This window comes from Streptomyces sp. NPDC036813, from assembly GCF_055609245.1.
Genome location: NZ_JBVJPV010000012.1, coordinates 87,528 through 107,499, shown reverse-complemented (window position 1 = coordinate 107,499; position 19,972 = coordinate 87,528). Strand labels below are relative to the sequence as shown.

The window sequence follows — 19,972 nt, the reverse complement described above, 5'->3', positions numbered from 1 at the left end:
TCAGCAGCATTGATCAATCGGCTGAAGGGCTGCCCCGTGAACCGAACTCTGCCCGTGGTACGACTGCGTGTCCCCACCGACGAGGACGCGGTGGCCTGGCACCGGGTCTTCGCACATCCGGACGTCATGGAGTTCCACGGCGGCAGACCCGCCGAGCTGTCCGTCTACGAGGAGCTCACCGCCCGCCAGCGCAGACACGACGCCGAGCGCGGCTTCTGCCTGTGGACCATGGTGGACGAGCAGGACCGGGTCATCGGCTTCACCGGCGCCCAGCCGTGGCCGCACGCCTGGGGACCGGCCGGCGAGATCGAGATCGGCTGGCGGCTGGGCCGGGAGCACTGGGGCAAGGGGTACGTCACCGCCGCCGCGGAGATGACCCTGGAGCGGGTGCGCGCGGCGGGCGTGGGCAATGTCGTCGCCCTGGTCGACGCGCGCAACGCCCGCTCGATCGCGGTGACACAGCGGCTGGGGATGCGGCTGGCCGAGACGTTCGTGACGCCGGAGTCGGAGCGGAAGGGGCACTGCTACCGACTCGACCTGTAACCGTGAGTAACAGATCACTACGGAGTGCGACACAACGCTTCCGGTGGGCACCCCCGGGCGGTTACCCTGCCAGTACCGCTGGGGGTGACATCTGTGCCGATAACACCCAGAACACCGGAAGTCCGTGTGCCGAGGCTCGTCGGTCTGATGGCCGTCGACGCGCGCGAGAGAGCCACCGCGCACGGGGTGCTGCTCGCCGCTCCCGACCGGCCCGACTTCCGCCGGACCGTCGTCGACTACGTCGTACGTCAGTACCCGCCGCCCGGCGTCGAGGTGCCGCGCGGGGCCGTGGTCACCGTGTGGTTCGACCTCGGCGAGGGCGAGGGGGGCGGCGGAGCGGGCGTGCACGAGCCGCGCCTGCCGCAGCCACCGCACGGCGGGCTGCAGCGGGAGCTGGACGAGCCGGGCGACCCGTACGCGATGATCGGCGGCTGACCGGCCGACGGACCGCCCCGTCCCCACCGGCCCCCGCAACCGCGGAAGGGCTCAGCTCTCCTTGAACCCCCGGTGCAGCGCCACCACGCCACCCGTCAGGTTGCGCCAGGCCACCTTCGTCCAGCCGGCCTTGCGCAGGTGCTCGGCGAGGGCGGGCTGGTCCGGCCAGGCACGGATGGACTCGGCGAGGTACACGTAGGCGTCCGGGCTGGAGGACACCGCACGGGCGACCGGCGGCAGCGCGCGCATCAGGTACTCGGTGTAGACGGTCCGGAAGGGCGCCCACGTCGGGTGCGAGAACTCGCAGATGACGATCCGCCCGCCGGGCCGGGTCACCCGGTGCATCTCACGCAGGGCCGTGTCGAAGTCCTGCACGTTGCGCAGCCCGAAGGAGATCGTCACCGCGTCGAAGGTGTCGTCCTTGAACGGCAGCTTCGTCGCGTCCCCGGCGGTGAAGGGCAGCCAGGAGCGCTTGCGCTTGCCCACCTGGAGCATGCCGAGGGAGAAGTCGCAGGGGACGACGTAGGCCCCGGTCTGCGCGAACGGCAGCGAGGAGGTCGCCGTACCGGCGGCCAGGTCCAGCACCTTCTGCGCGGGCCGGGCGTCGACCGCCTTGGCCACCTCCTTGCGCCAGCGGCGGTCCTGCCCCAGGGACAGCACGTCGTTGGTCAGGTCGTACCGGTCCGCCACGTCGTCGAACATCGAAGCGACTTCGTGCGGCTGCTTGTCCAGGGATGCGCGGGTCACCGGACCATTGTGGCAGGGGGCCTTGCGGGCAGAAGCGTCGGCTTCTGGCGCGCCGCCACCTCCCCCACCCACCCGCATCCCGGGGATGGTCAGCGGCGCCGGTACACCAGCCGGCCCGCGACGACCGTGGCGACACAGGTCCCGGCCCCGCGTTCCACCAGCTCCGTCTCGTCCCGTACGTCGAACACCGCGAACCGGGCGGCCGAGCCGGCCTCCCGCTCGGGCGCGAACTCCGCGGGCGTCCCACAGGCGTACGGGTCGAGGGACGCGCGCCCCTCCGGCCTGCCGATCCGCCCCACCACACCCAGCCCGGTGCGCCGTACCGCGTCCTGCACCGCGCGGTTGCGCAGCGGCTCGCAGGCGGCCGCGACCGTGCCGTGCGCCAGCATGCGCTGCACTCCGCGCCGGGCGCTCGCGCCCCAGCGGGCGTCGTCCAGGGCGAGCCTCGCCAGCGCGTCACCGGTCAGCGGCTCGGTGCCGAGCTCGTCCGCCTCGCGCGGGTCCGGGTGGTAGGCCGCCTCCAGCAGCTCGTTGCCGTACAGGTTGACCAGCCCCGGAGTGAGGATGCCGGGCCACTCGCGCACCCGCGCCCGCGGATGCGCGGCGCGCGCCTCCTCCAGGGGCCCGGCGGTGGTGATCCACTCGCCCTGCACGACCAGTGCACGGCCCCGGGAGTCGGCGTGAATCGTCAGCACCGCGGCGTCAGTTGGACGCGAGCAGCTTCAGCTCCGGATGAGCCGTGCCGCCCTCGATCGCGGTGGAGGAGATGTGGGAGACCACGCGGTCGTCGACGGGGTCGTTCGCCGGGTCGTCGTGCACGACCAGGTGCTCGTACGTCGTCGAGCGCTGCGCCGGGACACGGTCCGCCTTGCGGATCAGGTCGATGATCTCCATGCGGTTGGAGCGGTGCTTGGCGCCGGCGGAGGACACGACGTTCTCCTCCAGCATGATCGAGCCGAGGTCGTCCGCGCCGTAGTGCAGGGAGAGCTGGCCGACCTCCTTGCCGGTGGTGAGCCAGGAGCCCTGGATGTGCGCCACGTTGTCGAGGAAGAGGCGGGCGATCGCGATCATCCGCAGGTACTCGAAGAGGGTCGCCTGCGTGCGGCCCTTCAGGTGGTTGTTCTCCGGCTGGTAGGTGTACGGGATGAACGCGCGGAAGCCGCCCGTGCGGTCCTGTACGTCGCGGATCATCCGCAGGTGCTCGATGCGCTCGGCGTTGGTCTCGCCGGTGCCCATCAGCATGGTGGACGTCGACTCCACGCCCAGCCGGTGCGCGGTCTCCATGATCTCCAGCCAGCGCTCGCCGGACTCCTTCAGCGGAGCGATCGCCTTGCGCGGCCGCTCCGGCAGCAGTTCGGCGCCCGCGCCCGCGAAGGAGTCGAGGCCGGCCGCGTGGATACGGGTGATGGCCTCCTCGACCGGCACACCGCTGATCCGGGCCATGTGCTCGACCTCGGACGCGCCCAGCGAGTGGATCACGAGCTGCGGGAACGCGTCCTTGATGGCCTTGAAGTGCGTCTCGTAGTACTCGACGCCGTAGTCGGGGTGGTGGCCGCCCTGGAACATGATCTGCGTGCCACCCAGCTCCACGGTCTCCGCGCAGCGGCGCAGGATGTCGTCGAGGTCGCGGGTCCAGCCCTTGGCCGTGTCCTTGGGGGCGGCGTAGAAGGCGCAGAACTTGCACGCCGTGACGCACACGTTCGTGTAGTTGATGTTCCGCTCGATGATGTACGTCGCGATGTGCTCGGTGCCAGCGTACCGGCGGCGGCGCACGGCGTCGGCGGCGGCGCCGAGCGCGTGCAGCGGGGCGTCGCGGTAGAGGTCGAGCGCCTCCTCGGGCGTGATCCGTCCGCCCGCGGCGGCACGGTCGAGGACGGACTGGAGGTCGGCCTTCTCGGTCACCGGAGCGTCCTTTTCATAAGGGGTGTAACGGACCGAACCAGCGTACGCCAGGGGTCTGACGGGGCTGACCTTGGCCTTGCCCGTCGGCCGGGTGGCTCTCAGGCCGTGTACGCCCCCACCAGCATCCCCGCGAACGCCCCCGCGAGCAGGAACGGCCCGAACGCGATCACCGTACGCCGCCCGGCGCCCCGCGCGACGACCAGGAAACCGCCGTACAGCGCTCCGAACAGGAACCCGGCGAAGGTGCCGAGCAGCAGCGTCGGCCAGCCGTACCAGCCGAGTACGGCGCCCGCGCCGAGCGCCAGCTTCACGTCGCCGAAGGCCATGCCGGCCGGGTTGATCAGGAACAGCAGGAAGTAGCCGCCGCCCAGCGCCAGGGCGCCGAGCAGGGCCGTCGTCCAGTGCCCGGCGTGTTCGGGCAGCAGCGCGACCAGGCCCAGCAGGGCGGCGGCGGCTCCCGCGAGGGGCAGGGTGAGCGGGTCGGGCAGCCGCTGCACCCGCAGGTCGACCACGGCGAGCAGGACGCCGACCGGCGCCAGCAGCAGCCACACGAACAGCTCGGGCCGGGTGCCGGTGGCGGCGGCGAGCGCGGCGCACAGCGCGGCGGTGACGACGGCCGGCCACCAGGCGTGCGGGCCGTACGACGCCGTCTCGGCCGGACACGCGCGGCAGCGGGCCGGGCCGAGCCAGCCGCGGACGGGGTGCCCGTGCGGACACTCCCGACGCCAGCCCTGCTGCTCCTCGCCCTCCGCGGCACAGGGCACGCTGAAGCGGTACGCCGCCCGGGGCAGCCGTGCCCCCGCCACCGCGCCCCACAGCGCGGCGACGGCGGCCAGGATCAGGCCGCTCATCCGACGGCCGCGGCGCCCTCGCGCCACGTCGGCAGCAGCTCGTCGAGGAGGGCCTCGGTGCGCGGCGGCACGCCGCGTGCCCCGCTGCGGGCGACGAGATCGCCGGCGAGCGCCGCGAGCCGCTCCGGGTCGCCGGTGGCGTGGGTGGCGCGCAGCAGCTCGTGCCACAGGCGCTCGTCGTCGGGGGCGGTCCGCAGCGCGGCGTTCAGCGCCTCGATGGCCCGCTCGGCGCGGTCCTTCTCCAGGTGGAACTCGGACAGCGCGAGCCCGATGTCGGCGACGAGCAGCGGAAGCTGGGCGTCCACGATCTCGTGCGTCAGCCAGCGGTAGCGGCCGGCGGGCCGGTCGGCGAGCAGCGGGCCGCGCACCAGGACGAGCGCGTCGGTGAGCAGCCGTCCGCGCACGGCGCGGCTGTCGACGCCCCGGCCCTGCGTGGCCTCGTGGTAGAGGGAGCGCAGCACGTCCAGGTCGGAGACGACCGACTTGGCGAGGACGAGCCGACCGGTGGCGTCGGTGGTCAGGCGCCGGGTGCCGTCCGGGTCCGTGCCGAGCCAGGCGCGCAGCCGCTCCAGCAGCGCCTCGCGGACGTCGTCGGTGACACCGCGCGGCCACAGCGCGGAGGACAGCACGCGCGGGTGCACGCCCTCGCGGTGCAGCAGGAGCAGGGCGAGCGCCTCGTGCAGCAGCGCGCTGCGCTCGTCGTCGGGCGCCTGAAGACCGATGATCTCGTACGACCCGACGAGGCGGGCGTAGACCGCGGGGCGGCCCTGCTCGCTGACGTCGACGAGGAACGGCGGGGTGGTCGTCGGCCCGTCCGGACCGCCGTGCTCGGGGTCGGCCTTGACGAACAGCTCGACGACCGCCTGCCGCAGCGCGGCGGGCAGCATCTGCGCTTGCAGTTCCAGGCCGAGCAGCGGGGCGCGCAGCCTGCCGTCGCCGGAGATCTCCATCTCCCAGGCGGCGCCGGGCAGTTCGCCGCTCTCGCTGCCGACGAGGTAGCCGATGCCGAGGCGGCTGGCGTCGGCGGCCAGCTCGGCGAGCCGGCGGGCGTCCTCGGCGGAGGGCTGCGCGGCGAGCAGCACCAGGTGCGGTGCCCAGCGGGCGTGCTGCGCGGGGCCGGTACGGCCGGTGAGCACCGAGTCGTGCCCGGCGGCGCCCAGGGCGCCGCGCCGCTGCCGCGTCTCGGCCTCCATGGTCTCCAGCAGGGCCTCGATGCCGTCGAGGTGGCGCAGCCGGTTGGGGGCGAGGGCGGTGAGGTCCTCGCCGAAACCGACGAGGGTGATGGTCATGCGGTCCGACCAGCCGTTGGTGGCGAGTTCGGCGGCCACGGAGGCGAAGACGGCGTCCCGGTCGGCCTCGCGGCCGCTCAGCGAGACGATGCCGGGCACGGCCTCCAGGTTGAGCAGGAGCCGGGAGTCGTCCATGGTGCCGAGGCTGACCAGGCCCGGGTAGGGGGCGGCGGTGTCGGTGTCGCCGTAGGAGCGGGCGTCGCTGCCCGCCAGCACCCAGAAGGTCTGGTCCTGCCCGAGCTGCCAGGGCGCGGGCGGCTTGCCGGAGGGCTGGGCGAGCTGCAGGTGCAGTTCGCCGCCGGTCAGCCAGGCCGCGTAGACGACCGGCAGCGGCCGCGACTCTGCGGCGAGGGCGGCGGCGAGGCCGCGCAGCGAGCGGTCGAGGAGGCGTACGCCCTCGGGGTCGGCGCCGACGAGCAGCGCGTCCTGCGCGTCGAGCGCGTCACCGGTCGGCGTGGGCGGCTCCATGCCGCGTCCGCGCACGGTGCTGATCGCCGACTGCCACAGCGCCTGCCGGCGGCGCCTGCCGAGGGCGCCGAGCAGTCCGGCGGCGAGAAGGGGGGCGCCGAGGAGGGCCTGGCCGAGCCGGAAGGAGGCGTCGTCGGCGGCCTGCTGCCGCTGGTCCTGCTGCTGGTGCGGCTGCTGGTGCCGCTGGTCGGGCCCGGGGCGCTGCTCGGGCACGGAGGCGTGCGCACCGCCCCCGCCCTGAGCACCACTGTCCTGAGCCCCGCCGCCCTGGGCGTGGTCGCCGCCCTGGGCGTGGTGGCCGCCCTGGGCGTGGTGGCCGCTCTTGGCGTAGTCGTGGATCTGGTGCTGGATCTCGGGCGAGACCTGGGCGGCGTCGTCGGGCATCTCGACGAGGTCGCCGCCGCGGGCGTCACCGGGCATCTCCATGATCCAGCCGGGCCGGATGAGGCTGGCCTCGGACAGCCTGGAGCCGTCGGGCTGGATCCGGTCCTTGTTCAGCTCGTAGATCTCCTTGTACCGGCGGCCGTCGCCCAGGTGGCGCTGGGCGATCTCCCACAGGGAGTCGTGGTGGCGGCCCTCCGGCGGCTGGATCCGGTAGTACTTCGTGTCCCCGTGCTTGGCCTGGCTGTCGGCACGCGCGTGTGCGGCCTGATCCGCGAGCGCGGAGGCGGCGTTGGCGGTCTGCTCCTGCGTCTGCGCGAACAGCCCCGGCGTCTGCTGGGCGGCGGCGACGGTCGGCTTCTGGTTGCCCTCCAGGCTGTGGCCCAGCTGCGACAGTCCCGGCGTGAGGCTGGCGGCGGTGGCGCCGACGAGCAGCAGTGCGGCAACGAGCTGCCGCGCGAGCAGCTGGCTCGGCCCGGCACCGGGCACCCGCCCCGGCACCCCGACCCCGGACACCGCGGCCTTGACCTCGACGAGCACGCACGCGGTGAACTGCGCCCACGCGAGCCAGACGACGACGGTCAGGATGTGCAGGAACGTCTGGACGGTGATCTCCTGCTGGAGCCAGTCGAGACTGGGCACACCGCTGGGCAGCGGCCAGCCGACCTGCGAGGCCAGCGCGAGGGGAACCCCGGCGACGAGCGCGACGAGGGCGACAAAGGCGAGGAACGCCTTCACGAAGTCCCCGAACGAGCGCCGCCGCACCCGCACCTGCTGCGGAGTCCGGTTCCGCGGGCCCGTCGAATTGCCCGAGCTTCCCGTCGAGCTGGAAGTCCTGCGTCGCGCCATGGCGGATGTCCTGGGGTCGAGTGTGGAGGGGTGATCTGGAGCGTGGGGGGTCTCGTGCGTGAGGGTGGAACGGTCGGTGCGTGGGGTGGGTGCTTTGAGCCTACAGAGATCTTATGGACTGGGACTGACAGCGCGGAGAGGCCGGGACGGAACCGGGACACACCCGCAGGGACGGCCCGGAGGATTGCTCACCGCTTGCCGCAGAAGCCGGAGTTGTCCGCCCCGCGGCCCTCACACCTGCCCCAGCGAAGGCATGCCGCCGGGCCGGCCGGGCCGCCTTGGGCGGATACACCCGAAGGTCACCCAACTGCTCGGTCGTCAGGGCCACTTCGTCGCTCGCCCGTCAGGTGTCCGGCTTCGGGGCGTGCGGCACGTCGTGCTGCCCCACGTCGCGTCAGGTGCAACGCCGACGGGCCCTCGCTTGTGCGCACGCCGATGACGGCCACGGCCGCGAGACCGACGGCCACGGGGAGGAAGGCGTCGAGGGACACCGCCGTGAGCCGTCGGCCCTCGCCGGGCGTGGTCGTCGCGAGCGGCGGGCTGGTCATCGGTTCACCGGGCGCCGACGGCACTGCCCAGGGCCGCCAGGAACGCCGTGCGGTCGCGGGTGGCGATGGTCAGGGCCTCGCCGCGGCGGGTGGTGAGGACCACGCTGTCCATTCCCATGGGCACGCTCCAACCGCCGCCGACCAGTCGGGCCTGGACCGGCGCGTTGGTGTTCAGCGACGTCGCGTAGCGCTGCGGGGCCGTCGGCACCGCCTGCTGGGACGCCGCGTACACGCCGGCGGGGTCTAGGTCCGCGAGGGCGATGCGTTCCCGGCCGACGCGCAGGGTCTGCCCGTCGATCTGGATGCGGTTGAAGAAGTACTTCGACAGCGGCACGGCGTTGAACGGCACCCAGATCAGCACCAGGAACATCGCCGACAGGCCGAGCCACAGGCCGAAGTCGTCGGGCAGGCTGCCCGCGCCCATGGCGGCGACACCGACCAGGTAGAGCACGGTGGTGATCGCCAGCCAGGTCTTGGGGATCTTCTCTTCGTACAGCATGGGTTCCTTCCGGCCCTGCTCGCTCAGCGGTTGACCGACTGGATCTCGCGCACGGTCACGTTCTGGGTGGCACCGAAGGTGCCGTCGGGCAGGCGGTCACCCTCGCCGGTGGTACTGGTCCAGGTGATCTTCCAGGTGACGGTGGCCTTCAGCGCGTAGGAGCCGTTGGCGCCGGTCGAGCGGAGGTAGCGGACGCCGCAGGGCGGGGTCTGGTTCGCCTTGCCCTTGGCGTACGGCTCACCGATGGAGCCACCCTCGAACGTGCAGTCACCGGATGCCGGGAAGGTCTCGGCGTCGCTGGTGCCCGGGTCGATGTGCAGGGACTCGGGTGTGGCGGTGGTGGTCGCCGACAGGCCGGTGCCGGGGAGGCTGGCGGTGACGGAGACCGGGTGGAAGTCGGCCTTGTTCAGCCATATCCAGGTCGGCAGGTTCACCGTGGAGGTCCCGGCCGGGGCCATCTCGACCTTGGTCTCCGGGATGGGCAGCTCGTCGTAGGCGTACTCGGCGAGGACCTTCGGGCTGACGGCGAGGGGTTCCTTCGGGGGCTGGCCGTTGTCCACCCAGAAGGGCATCCTGTCGCAGGCACTGGCCTCGGGGTCGTCCTTGCGGTTCGGGTTGACAACGGCCGCCCAGAACATGCCCTTGCCCTGCTTGTCCAGGTTGTAGTCCTTGTAGGGGTTTCCGTCCTTGTAGTACGAGTCCAGCAAGTCGCCGACCACATTGCCGATCCCGAAGAAGGTGAACGAGCGCCAGGTCTTGACGTCCGACTCGATCTCCTTGGGCGAGAACGCGGGCTCATACCAGCAGGCGGGCGGCGTCCAGTTGGAGTCCGTCGAGGAGAGCGTGCCGGTCTTGCCGCCACTGCTGCCGCCGTTGACGGTGGTCTGGATCTTGGTCTCTACGGTGATCTTGTTACCGCTGCGGTTGCCGTTCGCGGTACCCAGGCTGGTTCCCCCGTGCGTCTTGTCCCCGGCGTACGACACCGCCGGAAAAAGAGCCAACGGGACTGCGATGGACGCGGCGACAAGGATTCGTGACTTGCTACGGCTCACGGCTGGCACTTCTGGGCCCCTCGCTTGGATGTGACGTTCACGGTCTGCCAAACACCCTGAGTGTTCTTCTCCATGCGCGCGCTGTAGGAGACGTAGTCGTCCGCGTCACCCGGCGACATGGTGACCTTCTTCGTCTTGCGGTCCTTGCTGTAGGACTTGGTCTCGTCGCTGCAGTACGTCATCGTGGCCGCGGCCGCGCCCTTGAGCGTGACCTCGCGGTTGAAGTACCGGGTCTCTCCCGTCCATGTCGTCCCCGAGTCGTAGAAGGACTGGATGTACGAGGCGGCGGAGATCAGCGCGTTGCCCTTGTTGTAGAACTTCAGCGCCGGGTGTTCCTTGGCGTCGACGGTGACGGCCTCGTCGATCGAGTTGATCATTCGCTCGTTGTCGGCGAGCACAGCGTCCTTGACCGGGTCACCCGTAGGACCGCCGTCGAAGACGTTCTTCACATCGCCCGGCAACTTGATCTCCGGCCGCTTGATCCCGTCCGCGCTCGCCGAAGGCGTCGGCGACGCGCTCGCCGACGCCCCCGTGTCCGCGCCCGCGATCTTGTCGTTGCCGGCGGAGTCCGAGCCGCCGCCGCAGGCGGACAGCAGCAGGACCGCCGCCGTCGTCAGGGCAGCCGCAGCCGCCGTCGTGCGTGTGCGCATGGGGTTGTACCTCCGTAGGGGTTCGCGCAGGGAAGAGCAGAGGGGGTCCACCGGACGATGCATCACATGCACCTCTTCGCCGACCCGGTGGAGGACACGCTCGTCGCCTGCCACACGCCTCGGCTGTCCCGCTCCAACCTGGTGACGTAGAAGACGTAGTCGCCGGCCGACGCCTTGACGGAACGGTCGACCGCGCCTGTACTCCGGTCCTTCGGGTAGGTTTGCGTCCCGTCCTCACAGTAGGCGACCTGGGCGACACCATCCCCGAGCAGCTTCACCTCACGGTCGTAGTAGCGGGCCTTGCCGGCGTAGCTGCGCCCCCTGTCATAGAACGACTTGATGAAGAGGGCGGCCGACACGAGAGCGTCACCCTTGGAATAGAACCTCAGAGCCGGGTGCTCCTTGGCGTCCACGGTGATCGCCTCTGTGAGCGAGCTGATACGCCGGGCATTGTCCGCCAGGACGGCGTCCTTGGTCGGGTCACCAGTCCTTCCCCCTTCGAAGACGTCCTGCACGTCGCTCGGCAACTTGATCTCAGGCCGGTCAATGGAGTCCGCGGCGGGAGATGCAGCGGACGTCGCGGAGGCGGTTGCGTGCGGACTGCGGGGCTTGGCCTGCGTGTCCTGGGAGCCGGAGCCGCCGCAAGCGGTGACGAGCAGGGCTGACGCGGTGAGAAGGACTGCGGCCGTCGATCGTGAGTGCATGAGGGTGAGACTCCGTCGGGGGTTGAGCGAGTGCACAGCAAGCGGCATCAAGACGTCAGCCCACCTCGTTCTCCGCTACCGCCTGGCCGTGGACCACCACGTCGCCGCCGTAGAACATGCCGCTGAACACCGGGCTGTACGTCAGCTGGACCTCGACCTCGACCTGCTGGGCGTCGGCCGCCACGCAGTGGGTCGCGGCGATGTCCGCGCCGGTCATGTCCATCTCGCGGGCGAAGGCCTTCACGCGGGCGTCGCAGTTCTGGTAGTTGATCGGTGCCGGGCCGCCCACGTTGTCGTAGAGGGCTTCCTTGTCGATGTCCTGCGCGGCGTACCGCGCCGCCTGTTCCGCGATGTCGGCCGCCCGCTCCCGTTTGGAGATGGACAGACCGCCGTCGATGACGAACGCCGACAGCGCCAGGAAGACCAGCGCGAAGATGATCACCGCGCCGGCGCCCGAGCCCCGGTCGTCCAGGCGGGACAGACGCCCCTGCCACCACCGCTTCACGCCGACCTCCGGAACGGGTCCAGCGGGGAGCTGAAGCTCGCCGTCAGGGTCGTCGGCACGTTCAGGCCGAGCATCGCCAGGCCCCGCACCTGGCAGCTGACCTCGACCGTGAAGATGGTGTCCGGCGCGAAGCCCGGGCTCGTCTGTACGACCGACACCGGGCCGGAACATACGTCCGCCAGATCCGCCTCCGCGGCCTTGCGCGCCTCCGCCATGGCCGTGCCGTGGTCCTTCTGGATGGACCCCGCGCGCGCCGCGTCCCGCGCCGCGCCGTCGAGGGCTCCACGCCCCTCGACCAGCTGCCCGAAGGCCACCAGCACCAGGATGAAGAGGATCATCACCGGGGCCAGGATCACGACCTCGACCGTGGACAGGCCCCGGTCGTCGCGCCGCAGACGTTCTCTCAGGGAGCCCATCTACCTCTCCCCCTCCCGCACGAACCGCTCCACCGGCCCCGCCGACTGCGCGTGCACCGTCAGGTCCAGGCCCGGGAACACCGTCGGGATACGGGCCGAGATCTCCACGCCGACCGTGTTCTGCTCCGGCTGGATCAGCTTCACGTCCGGCGACAGCACCAGCTGCGGGCCGAGCTGGCGGATGTAGTCGTCGACCACGTCACGTGCCTTGCCCCGCCACGCGCCCGGCTCCTCGTGCGCCGTCGCCCGGGCCTTGCGGGCGCCGGCCTGGGCCGCCGCCTGGGCCACGTGGTCGGCGAAGAAGTACAGCGCGAACTGCACCGTGGCGAAGATCATGAAGAACAGGACGGGGGTGAGCAGCACGAACTCGATCGCCGTCATGCCGGAGTCGCCGCGGTGGGCCGCCGCCTCGCGTACGGCCGACACCCTGCGGCGCACCCATCTGCCCACGCCCACGTGCAACCCCGTCACCCCGTTGAATCCGTACGACCCGTCGTGTCCCGTACGACGGATCAGCAGGTCTTGCCCGCGTCCGCGCCCTTGATGCAGTCGCCGACCTTGTTGGCGCCCTCGCTCAGCGCGGCGTTGATGATCGCGGCCACCACGCCGACGATCGCCACGACGACCGCGGAGATGATGACCCACTCGACCGCGGAGGCACCGCGGTCCAGCTCGCCGGAGCGGGCGCGCTCGACGCGGCCGCGCAGGAAGGTGACCAGGAAGTCCACGGCGGGGATGCCGGTGGAGAAGTTCCGTCCGTTCATGGTGAGTTGTCCTCTCGAAGTCCTAATCGAAGGCTGGCAAACGGTTGGCTGAAGGCTGTGTGCGGAGGTGAGACGTCAGACCTGGAACACCCGCATCGCCGCCGGGAAGATCAGGAACACCAGGAAACCCGCGCACAGCAGCAGCTGGGCGACGAGCATCGACTGCGACTTCTCGCCCGCGCTGCCCTCGATCTCGGAGAGCTCGCGGTGGCGCATCGTCTCGGCCCGGGAGGCGAGGGACTCGCGGACCTTCGCGCCGTCGTCGGCGACCAGGGCCAGGGAGGCCGAGAGGTCCTTCAGCTCCTCCACGCCCAGTTCCTCGCCGAGCGCCCCGAGCGCCTGCCACTGGCTGACGCCGGTGATCCGGGCGTCGGCCAGGGCGTACTTGATGCGCTGGTTGGCCCAGCCGTCGGAGATCTCCGCCGCCGCCATCAGCGCCTCGGGCAGACCGCGGCCGCCGGCCAGGCTCATCGACACCAGGTCGAGATACGCCCCGATGACGCGCCTGAGGTCACGCCGCTTGTCGGCGGCGTCGCGCCGTACCTCAAGGTCGGGCAGGAAGAAGAACAGCGCGCCGCACATCAGCGCCAGCCACACCGGGATGATCGGGCTCTTGCCGAAGCCCAGCGTCCACACCACCGCGAACAGGAACGGGCCGAAGAACAGGCCCGCCACCCCCAGCAGCGCCTTGGTCGCCAGGAACTTCTCCCAGCTGCGGTCCAGCACCGCGAGGTCGGCGCGCAACGAGCGCTGCTCCCAGCCCTGCTGGAGGTAGAACTCCGCGACCCGGCTGCCGACCTGAGCCCGCAGCGACCCGAGCCGCCCGCTCTCCTGGGCCCGCGTCTGCGTCTCGTACGCCGAGCCGCGCGCCCGCATCGCGTCGATCCGCGCGACCTGCTGCAGCGCGCTGCGCTTGCTCGGCATCAGGGCGCGGACGAGGGCGTAGACGCCCAGGCCGAAGACCACGCCGACCACGATCGGCATCGTGAGGTTCACCGGCGTACCCCTTCCTCCTGCTGCTGCACGGGCGTGCGGGGACGGACGAACTGCACCGACGACTCGTCGCGCACCAGGAAACGCTCGGGCGTCTCGATGGTGGACAGCTTGCGCAGCCACCAGAAGCCGAGCGCGAACAGGCCGCACACGCAGGCCAGCACGAGCTGGCCGACCGGCGTGCCGTAGGGAGAGACGAAGTCCCGGTTGAAGATGGACAGGCCGAGCACGAACGCGATGGACACCGCGACGACGATCTGCACCGAACGGCGGGTCGAGGCGCGCTGCGCCATCACGCGCTGCCGCATGTCGACCTCCTCGCGCGCCGACTTGGCGAGCGCGCCGAGCACCTGCCGCAGACCGGGGCCACGCAGCCGGGCGTTGAGGATGAGGGCGGCGACGATGATGTCGGCGGAGGCGTCGTCGATCTCGTCGGCGAGCAGCTGCAGCGCGTCCGGCAGCGGGGTGCGGGAGCGCAGCCGGTCGACGAGGGCGTCCAGGTGGGGGCGCAGGATGGGAGCGGCGGCGCGTGCGGACGCCGGGATGGCCTGTTCCAGGCCGACCGCGCCGGCGATGGTGTCGCGCAGCGACTCCGTCCAGGAGGCGAGGGCCTCCACGCGCTTCATGGCGGCACGTTCCTCCGCCGCGCCGCCGAAGAGGCGGTCCCAGAAGAAGACGAGGACGGCCGCGGCGGCGCCGGCCACGACCCAGCGGGTCAGCAGCAGCACGGCCAGGCCGACGATGGCGGCGAGCGAGCCGCGCTGCCCGGCGAAGCGGAGCAGCTCGTTCGCGCGCTCGCTCGCTTGTCGCTTCTCGTGCTCGGGCTTCGCGGGCAGGCCGCGGATCGCGAGCATGAGCAGGGCGAGTCCGCCGCCGACGGCGACGCCGCAGGCGAGGGCGTACAGGACGGTCGTGGAGAACAGCCCGCCCATCGCGCCGAGCGAACCGAGGGCCATGGTGGTCGTCATGCCGCTCACCCCCACGTTCCGTGCGGCTGGTAGCCGTGTGCGATGAGGTCCTCCAGGCAGGCGATGGGCGCATGCGGGACGACACGGCCGTCGGGCGCCTCCGCGAACACCTCGCTGGACAGCACGCGCCCGTCGACGCCGTTGACCTCGCGCACGGAGGTGACCATGCGCTGGAGTCGGCCGCCGGTCTGGTAGTTGTTGCGCCGCTGGATGAAGACGACGAAGTTCACCGCGCCCGCGATGAGCATCTGGCTGGCCTCGATGGGCAGCCGCTCGGTGGCCTGCAGGGCGTAGGTGGAGATGCGGTTGAACACCTCGTGCGAGCTGTTGGCGTGGATCGTGGACAGCGAGCCGTCGTTGCCCTGCGACATCGCGTTCAGCATGGTGACGATCTCGTCGCCGAGGACCTCACCGACGATGACCCGGGAGGGGTTCATACGCAGCGAGCGGCGCACCAGTTCGGCCATCGAGATGGAGCCCTGCCCCTCGGAGTTGGGCAGCCGCTCCTCGAACGCGACGACATTCGGGTGGAGGTCGGGGAAGGTGTCCAGGCCCAGCTCCAGGGCGCGCTCGACGGTGATGAGGCGCTCGTTGGGCGGGATCTCGTTGGCGAGGGCGCGCAGCAGCGTCGTCTTACCGGCGTTGGTCGCGCCAGCGATCATGATGTTCTTGCGGGCGCGGACCGCGCAGGCCAGGAAGTGCCCGAGCTCGGGGGTGAGGGTGCCGTTGCCGACCAGGTCGGAGATGAACACCTTGCCCATGCGGGCCCGGCGGATGGACAGCGCGGGCCGCCGGGCGACGTCCATCACGGCCGACAGACGCGAGCCGTCCGGCAGCCTGAGGTCGAGCTGCGGGTTCGCGGAGTCGAAGGGACGCGAGGACAGACCGGAGTACGCGCCGAGCACCTGGATCAGCTCGATGAGCTCCTCGTCGGTCTCGGCGACCGGCTCGCCCTTGGCCTCGCGGCCGTCGGCGTAGCCGATGAAGACCTGGTCGCAGCCGTTGATGTCGATGTTCTCGACCTGCGGGTCGTCCAGCAGCGGCTGGAGCCGGCCGACGCCGAACAGCGCCGCGTGCACGGCGGCCGCGTACTGCTCCTCGGTCTCCGCGTCCAGCGGAGTACGGCCCGCGTTGATCTCGGAGCGGGCGTACTCCTCGAGTATCTGGGCGATGACGGCGCGGGCGTACTGCCGCTCGTCCTCGCTGGACATCGGCGTGACACCGCTCGCCTGGTCCAGACGTCGCTGCTCGGCGATGCGGTCACCGGCGTCCTGGCGGAACCGCTTGACCAACTGGTGGTCGACAGCGGTCATCGCCCGGCCCCCGCGTGCCCGTTCATCGGCCCGTTCGCGGGCACGGACCAGGCGGCGCCGTAGGTCTGGTAGAGGTCGGCGGTGACCTTGCGGGCGGAGCGGATCAGCAGCGACTTGTCGAGGCGGCCGCGCCGGCGGCCGGCGAGCTGCTCGGCGCCGGCCGGGTCGTCGGCGATGGTGCCGACCACCCGGGCGCCGGTCTGCGCGTGGACGAGCATGTCGTTGACCTGGTTGACCAGCTTGCCCGCGTTGTTCGGGTCGGCGACCAGGACGACGCCGATGACCGGGTTGGCCAGGCTCGCGGCCCCGCGCGGCCCGCCGTGCAGCTTGGCGGCGAGGGCGGCGGCCCGGTCCCGGACGCGGGCCAGGGACTCGGCCTCGGTACGGGCGATCAGCAGCACCAGCGCGGCGTGCGGGAACAGCTCGACGGCCGGGGTGTCCCCGCTGACCCGGCCGCAGTCGGCGATGACGTCGGCGGGGGCGTGCGGGGAGTCGGCGAGCGAGGCGAAGGCGTGTCCGAGGGTCGGCCACAGCCCGGTCAGGCCCGCGGCCTGCTCGGCGACACCGAGGCCGACGAGCACCTCCAGACCGCCGCTGAGCGGCTGGACGTGGTCCCACAGCTGGTCGGGGACGAGGCCGCGGCGCGCGGTCGCGGCGATCGACAGCATGCCGAGGTTCGGGTTGAGCGGTCCGCCGTGCGCGGCGGCGCTGCGGTAGACGAGGTCGCCGCCGGCCGGGTCGGTCTCGGCCAGCAGCACGCGCCGCGGCCAGACCGCCGCGAGGGCGACGGCCGCGGTGGTGACGCCGGGGGAACCCTTGTCGGCGGCGAGGGCGATGAGGGCCATGGGTCGGGTGCCGCCTTCTAGTTGCCGGAGACGCGCACGATGGCGACCGCGTTCGCCGAGGCGGCACGCGCCACGGCGGCGGCGTCCGCCTGGTCGACGAGGAGGGTCAGGGAGAGGTTGCCGGTGCTGACGGTGGCGTCGCTGCTGTCCTTGACGTCGTTGACGAGCGCGTTCGCCACGAGCAGGCCGCCGGAGGACGACGAGGAGGAGGAACCGGTACCGGTCTTGCCGGAGGACGAGCCGGCAGCGGAGGCGTCCACGTTGTAGACGGCGACGTGGTCACCCGCCTTGATGGTGGAGGGGTACTGGCCCTCCTTCAGCGCGAGACCCACGGAGGCCTTGCCGGCGGGGATCTCGGCCTTCGCGGCGAACATGTCGCCCACCACGACCGTGCCCGCGTAGATGGTGGACTTGGCCTTGAGCTTGCTGAGCGCAGACAGCTGCTCCCACTTGACGTAGTGGATGCTGTCGTCGTCGGCGACCATCACGGAGGTCGTGTTGTCCGTGCCGACGGACTCACCGGCCTGGATGTCCTTGGTCACCTTGATGACCTCGATCCGGTCACCGGCGCGCAGCACGAGCATCGTCGCCCCCAGCGCGCCCACCAGGATCAGCAGGACCGCGAGCGCCGCGAGCGCCGGCTTGCGCTCCCGCGGCGGCGTGGGAAGCCGGTCACCGACCGACGGCTGAGCCGGAGCCGCGGAACGTCCCGCGCCCGCCCCCGTACGCTCCTGGATCTTCACGCAACCGCTCCCCGTACACCCAAGCTGTTGTCGGCCAACTTCTTTGCCTTCATTGCAATCCGGACACTTCGCCAGAGATCCACTCGGATCAGTGCGTTTAACCTGCGCGAGGGCGAGTGTCAAGCGATCGCACGGTATCAGCCGCACATAAGGCCCTCAAGGCGAGCTCGTTCCCTCGAAGCACGCGACCGTTCGGTTGTACTTCTGCAACCACGAACGCGTGACCTGCCGTTGAACAATGGACAGTGACCCACCAACTCGCTGTGCGGCAGCGAATCCGCGACCGGGCCCGTCGGCGGCTGCTCCCTGTACGCCGACGACTCTTCGTCACCGGCCACGCATCACTTCTGCACGGTTCGCTCACAGCGGCACGGATCGGGCATGCCACCCACCTCACCCTCGCGATCTGCGTCCCGGGGGCGGGTTCCCCGCCGCACCGAGCCCGTCCGCGCCGGCGACGCCGTGGCTGTGAACTTCTCGGTGAACGGCATGGCCATCGCGAACGGAACCTGGAGCGACGCGAAGCTGAACGCGACGATTCTCAAGGCGCAGAACGCGAGGCCGGGCTGAGCTCCGGGCGCTGGTCTCGGACACCCCGACAGTCTCAACTCCCCGCTGTGGCAAAGACATGAGTACGGATACTCATTGCGCGCCTGTGGCCTCACCCGGAACGCTCATCCGCATACGGTCGCCGTGCGCGACCCCGGGGCGCTTCACCGGATTCGCTCTGGCGAAACCGAGAAGCACACCGGTAACGTCCCTGTCCCTGACTTGACCCTCGCCCCACCGGGAGCTGCCCGTGAACCGCCGTTCTCTGCCCGTTGCTGCCGCGCTCGCCGCAACCGCAGCTCTGCTGCTGACGGCATGCGGGAGCGGGGATACGTCCAAGGGCAACGACACGATCGCAGGCGCGGACAAGGGGGAGCCGACGAAGGCTTCGCCGAGCGCCGGTACGTCCGGGTCCGTGAAACGCCCGGCGGTCACCCTGCCCAGTGACGTCAAGGACGTCTTCGAGGGGTGGCAGACCGGCGACGCGGCCAAGGACGCGTTGCTGTCGGACGTCCAGGAGCGCATCAAGGCGACCGACGCGGCCATCGTCGCCGCGGATCCGAACGCCGAGGCCCTGGCGTTCTACTACAAAGGCCAAGCGCTCGCCGGTGCCGCCGACTGGGTCCAGGGCTACGTGAAGGACGGTAAGTCGATCACGGGCACGGTGCGCTTCTACAACCCCGATCTCGTCATGGTGGACAAGAGCACGGCGGCCCTTGCTTATTGCGCGGACGAGAGCAAGGCGTTCGACAAGGACCGTAAGACCAACAAGGCGGACAAGACCGCTGCTACGAAGAACTCGTACGTCGCCTACAACACGCGTGTCGAGAGGAACGAGCAGGGCGTCTGGCAGACGACAAGCCTGCTTTCGGAGAGGGGGAACGCCAAGTGCACTCCGTGACGGTGCGCAGCAGATGGCTCCTCGCGGGGATGACGGCAACGGCGATAGCACTCACCCCGGCCGTTGCCTTCGCGGAGCGAGGCGGCGGTCACTCACAGGGTGGCTCGGCGCAGTCGAGCGGAGGGCGGTCCGGGAGTGACCTCGTGTCCATGGTCCGCTTCTCCGGCAGTACCGGAGGCGGCGGCAAGGGCGGTGGCGGCGGCACCGGAAACGTGACGCCGGTCAGCGACTGGACGCCGCCCGCCTGCTGGTACGAGCCCCGTACGGCCCAGGAGTTCTCCACCTACATGGAGGACATGTACAACGAGACGATCAACACTCCGGGCCAGCACAGCTACGCCAAGGCCGCCGTCGGCATGATGCGCGAGGACTACAAGGACGGCACCTACAAGAACTACAACCTCGACAAGGCGGACGAGGGCACCTGGTGGGTCGCCGTCCGTGACGAGGACCGGTGGATGGAGCCGGAGGCCCAGGTCTGCAACAAGATGCCGTTCTGGGTGAAGAACGGCGCCACCCCCGACGTCCCCAACGCCGTCACGCCGCAGGTCCTCGCCGAGCTGGCCTACAACCGGATTCACCTCCCGGACACCGAGGTGAGCCTCGCGCCCGCGAACGTCACCAAGGTGAACCTGAACACCTGGGCGTGGCTGGACCGGGCGAAGTTCCAGCCGGTGCAGGTGACCGCCAGCCTCAACGTGGGCGGGGTCACCCTCCAGGCCACCACAACGGCCAAGCCCGTCTCCCTCAGGCTCGAACCCGGCACACCGGACGCGGAGATTTACCCGGGCTCCGGCGAGTGCCGCTTCGGCGCCGACGGTTCCATCGGCGAGCCGTACGCCAAGGGCAAGGCCGACCGGACACCGCCGTGCGGCCTGAAGTACCTGCGTTCCTCGGGCGACGGCACCTACCGGCTGCGTGCCACGGTCACCTGGGAGATCACGTGGACCGGTACGGGCGATCCCGGTCCGCACAGCCTGCCCAACGGGACGTTCGGAAACACCCAGGACGTCAAGGTGCAGGAAATCCAGTCCGTCAACCACTGAGACGCAGGGGG

The 19,972-nt window shown here is 71.0% G+C and carries 22 protein-coding genes; 4 read left to right on the top strand and 18 right to left on the bottom strand.

From position 1 onward, the window contains the following. The first annotated feature begins 36 nt into the window (after positions 1–36). Together ACZ67Q_RS24565 and ACZ67Q_RS24560 are read left to right on the top strand one after the other, a co-directional pair. Positions 37–543, top strand: a complete 507-nt coding sequence (locus tag ACZ67Q_RS24565) for a GNAT family N-acetyltransferase (RefSeq protein ID WP_471185779.1) — start codon at positions 37–39, stop codon at positions 541–543. Between the two features lie 93 nt (positions 544–636). Further along, positions 637–978 (top strand): PASTA domain-containing protein, encoded by a 342-nt coding sequence (locus ACZ67Q_RS24560; RefSeq protein WP_471185777.1) that lies wholly within the window; start codon positions 637–639, stop codon positions 976–978. A 51-nt stretch (positions 979–1,029) separates the two neighbouring features. Here the strand turns inward: ACZ67Q_RS24560 and ACZ67Q_RS24555 are convergent, their stop codons facing one another. The 18 genes from ACZ67Q_RS24555 to ACZ67Q_RS24470 form a co-directional block, all read right to left on the bottom strand. Then, a complete protein-coding gene (locus ACZ67Q_RS24555; RefSeq protein WP_469929304.1) occupies positions 1,030–1,725 on the bottom strand; it encodes a demethylmenaquinone methyltransferase in 696 nt (231 codons plus the stop codon). Positions 1,726–1,814: 89 nt separating this feature from the next. Continuing rightward, the gene (locus tag ACZ67Q_RS24550) at positions 1,815–2,420 is read right to left on the bottom strand and encodes a hypothetical protein (protein WP_471185774.1); all 606 of its coding nucleotides are present in this window, start codon (positions 2,418–2,420) and stop codon (positions 1,815–1,817) included. 7 nt (positions 2,421–2,427) lie between these two features. Next, positions 2,428–3,627: a cyclic dehypoxanthinyl futalosine synthase gene (gene mqnC, locus ACZ67Q_RS24545; RefSeq protein WP_471185772.1), complete on the bottom strand. Its 1,200-nt coding sequence runs from the start codon at positions 3,625–3,627 to the stop codon at positions 2,428–2,430. Between the two features lie 98 nt (positions 3,628–3,725). Further along, a complete protein-coding gene (locus ACZ67Q_RS24540; RefSeq protein ID WP_471185769.1) occupies positions 3,726–4,478 on the bottom strand; it encodes a prepilin peptidase in 753 nt (250 codons plus the stop codon). Continuing rightward, complete coding sequence (locus ACZ67Q_RS24535) at positions 4,475–7,465, bottom strand: BTAD domain-containing putative transcriptional regulator (protein WP_471185767.1); 2,991 nt, start codon at positions 7,463–7,465, stop codon at positions 4,475–4,477. Before ACZ67Q_RS24535 ends, ACZ67Q_RS24540 begins: the two co-directional genes overlap by 4 nt. A gap of 552 nt (positions 7,466–8,017) precedes the next feature. After that, positions 8,018–8,512, bottom strand: a complete 495-nt coding sequence (locus tag ACZ67Q_RS24530; protein WP_471185764.1) for a hypothetical protein — start codon at positions 8,510–8,512, stop codon at positions 8,018–8,020. A 23-nt stretch (positions 8,513–8,535) separates the two neighbouring features. Continuing rightward, positions 8,536–9,513: a hypothetical protein gene (locus tag ACZ67Q_RS24525; RefSeq protein ID WP_471185762.1), complete on the bottom strand. Its 978-nt coding sequence runs from the start codon at positions 9,511–9,513 to the stop codon at positions 8,536–8,538. A gap of 47 nt (positions 9,514–9,560) precedes the next feature. After that, complete coding sequence (locus tag ACZ67Q_RS24520) at positions 9,561–10,214, bottom strand: hypothetical protein (protein ID WP_471185759.1); 654 nt, start codon at positions 10,212–10,214, stop codon at positions 9,561–9,563. Positions 10,215–10,276: 62 nt separating this feature from the next. Continuing rightward, positions 10,277–10,918 (bottom strand): hypothetical protein, encoded by a 642-nt coding sequence (locus ACZ67Q_RS24515; RefSeq protein WP_471185758.1) that lies wholly within the window; start codon positions 10,916–10,918, stop codon positions 10,277–10,279. Between the two features lie 55 nt (positions 10,919–10,973). Continuing rightward, a complete protein-coding gene (locus ACZ67Q_RS24510) occupies positions 10,974–11,423 on the bottom strand; it encodes a TadE/TadG family type IV pilus assembly protein (RefSeq protein ID WP_471185755.1) in 450 nt (149 codons plus the stop codon). Beyond that, positions 11,420–11,839, bottom strand: coding sequence for a TadE/TadG family type IV pilus assembly protein (locus ACZ67Q_RS24505; protein WP_471185753.1), 420 nt, complete (start codon positions 11,837–11,839; stop codon positions 11,420–11,422). Before ACZ67Q_RS24505 ends, ACZ67Q_RS24510 begins: the two co-directional genes overlap by 4 nt. Next, on the bottom strand, positions 11,840–12,301 hold the full coding sequence (locus ACZ67Q_RS24500; RefSeq protein WP_471186154.1) for a TadE family protein: 462 nt from the start codon (positions 12,299–12,301) through the stop codon (positions 11,840–11,842). Positions 12,302–12,351: 50 nt separating this feature from the next. Continuing rightward, entirely contained in the window at positions 12,352–12,603 is a 252-nt protein-coding gene (locus tag ACZ67Q_RS24495) for a hypothetical protein (protein WP_103780267.1), read from the bottom strand. A 75-nt stretch (positions 12,604–12,678) separates the two neighbouring features. After that, positions 12,679–13,599, bottom strand: a complete 921-nt coding sequence (locus ACZ67Q_RS24490; protein ID WP_471185751.1) for a type II secretion system F family protein — start codon at positions 13,597–13,599, stop codon at positions 12,679–12,681. Beyond that, on the bottom strand, positions 13,596–14,528 hold the full coding sequence (locus ACZ67Q_RS24485; RefSeq protein ID WP_471186152.1) for a type II secretion system F family protein: 933 nt from the start codon (positions 14,526–14,528) through the stop codon (positions 13,596–13,598). Before ACZ67Q_RS24485 ends, ACZ67Q_RS24490 begins: the two co-directional genes overlap by 4 nt. A 41-nt stretch (positions 14,529–14,569) precedes the next feature. Further along, the gene (locus ACZ67Q_RS24480) at positions 14,570–15,877 is read right to left on the bottom strand and encodes a CpaF family protein (protein ID WP_471185749.1); all 1,308 of its coding nucleotides are present in this window, start codon (positions 15,875–15,877) and stop codon (positions 14,570–14,572) included. Next, a complete protein-coding gene (locus ACZ67Q_RS24475) occupies positions 15,874–16,722 on the bottom strand; it encodes a hypothetical protein (RefSeq protein WP_471185747.1) in 849 nt (282 codons plus the stop codon). Before ACZ67Q_RS24475 ends, ACZ67Q_RS24480 begins: the two co-directional genes overlap by 4 nt. A 17-nt stretch (positions 16,723–16,739) precedes the next feature. Further along, entirely contained in the window at positions 16,740–17,465 is a 726-nt protein-coding gene (locus ACZ67Q_RS24470; protein ID WP_471185745.1) for a hypothetical protein, read from the bottom strand. Between the two features lie 799 nt (positions 17,466–18,264). Between ACZ67Q_RS24470 and ACZ67Q_RS24465 the strand changes: the two genes are divergently transcribed. Both ACZ67Q_RS24465 and ACZ67Q_RS24460 read left to right on the top strand, forming a co-directional pair. Then, positions 18,265–18,915, top strand: coding sequence for a hypothetical protein (locus ACZ67Q_RS24465; RefSeq protein ID WP_471185742.1), 651 nt, complete (start codon positions 18,265–18,267; stop codon positions 18,913–18,915). 149 nt (positions 18,916–19,064) lie between these two features. Then, positions 19,065–19,961, top strand: coding sequence for a hypothetical protein (locus ACZ67Q_RS24460; protein WP_471186149.1), 897 nt, complete (start codon positions 19,065–19,067; stop codon positions 19,959–19,961). Positions 19,962–19,972 lie beyond the last annotated feature (11 nt).

Bases quoted from the DNA above. Each gene is read 5' to 3' on its own strand.
- ACZ67Q_RS24485 (WP_471186152.1), bottom strand. From the start codon at position 14,528: ATGGGCGGGCTGTTCTCCACGACCGTCCTGTACGCCCTCGCCTGCGGC.
- ACZ67Q_RS24515 (WP_471185758.1), bottom strand. From the start codon at position 10,918: ATGCACTCACGATCGACGGCCGCAGTCCTTCTCACCGCGTCAGCCCTG.
- ACZ67Q_RS24535 (WP_471185767.1), bottom strand. From the start codon at position 7,465: ATGGCGCGACGCAGGACTTCCAGCTCGACGGGAAGCTCGGGCAATTCG.
- ACZ67Q_RS24530 (WP_471185764.1), bottom strand. From the start codon at position 8,512: ATGCTGTACGAAGAGAAGATCCCCAAGACCTGGCTGGCGATCACCACC.
- ACZ67Q_RS24520 (WP_471185759.1), bottom strand. From the start codon at position 10,214: ATGCGCACACGCACGACGGCGGCTGCGGCTGCCCTGACGACGGCGGCG.
- ACZ67Q_RS24540 (WP_471185769.1), bottom strand. From the start codon at position 4,478: ATGAGCGGCCTGATCCTGGCCGCCGTCGCCGCGCTGTGGGGCGCGGTG.
- ACZ67Q_RS24460 (WP_471186149.1), top strand. From the start codon at position 19,065: ATGGTCCGCTTCTCCGGCAGTACCGGAGGCGGCGGCAAGGGCGGTGGC.
- ACZ67Q_RS24475 (WP_471185747.1), bottom strand. From the start codon at position 16,722: ATGGCCCTCATCGCCCTCGCCGCCGACAAGGGTTCCCCCGGCGTCACC.
- ACZ67Q_RS24480 (WP_471185749.1), bottom strand. From the start codon at position 15,877: ATGACCGCTGTCGACCACCAGTTGGTCAAGCGGTTCCGCCAGGACGCC.
- ACZ67Q_RS24495 (WP_103780267.1), bottom strand. From the start codon at position 12,603: ATGAACGGACGGAACTTCTCCACCGGCATCCCCGCCGTGGACTTCCTG.
- ACZ67Q_RS24505 (WP_471185753.1), bottom strand. From the start codon at position 11,839: ATGGGCTCCCTGAGAGAACGTCTGCGGCGCGACGACCGGGGCCTGTCC.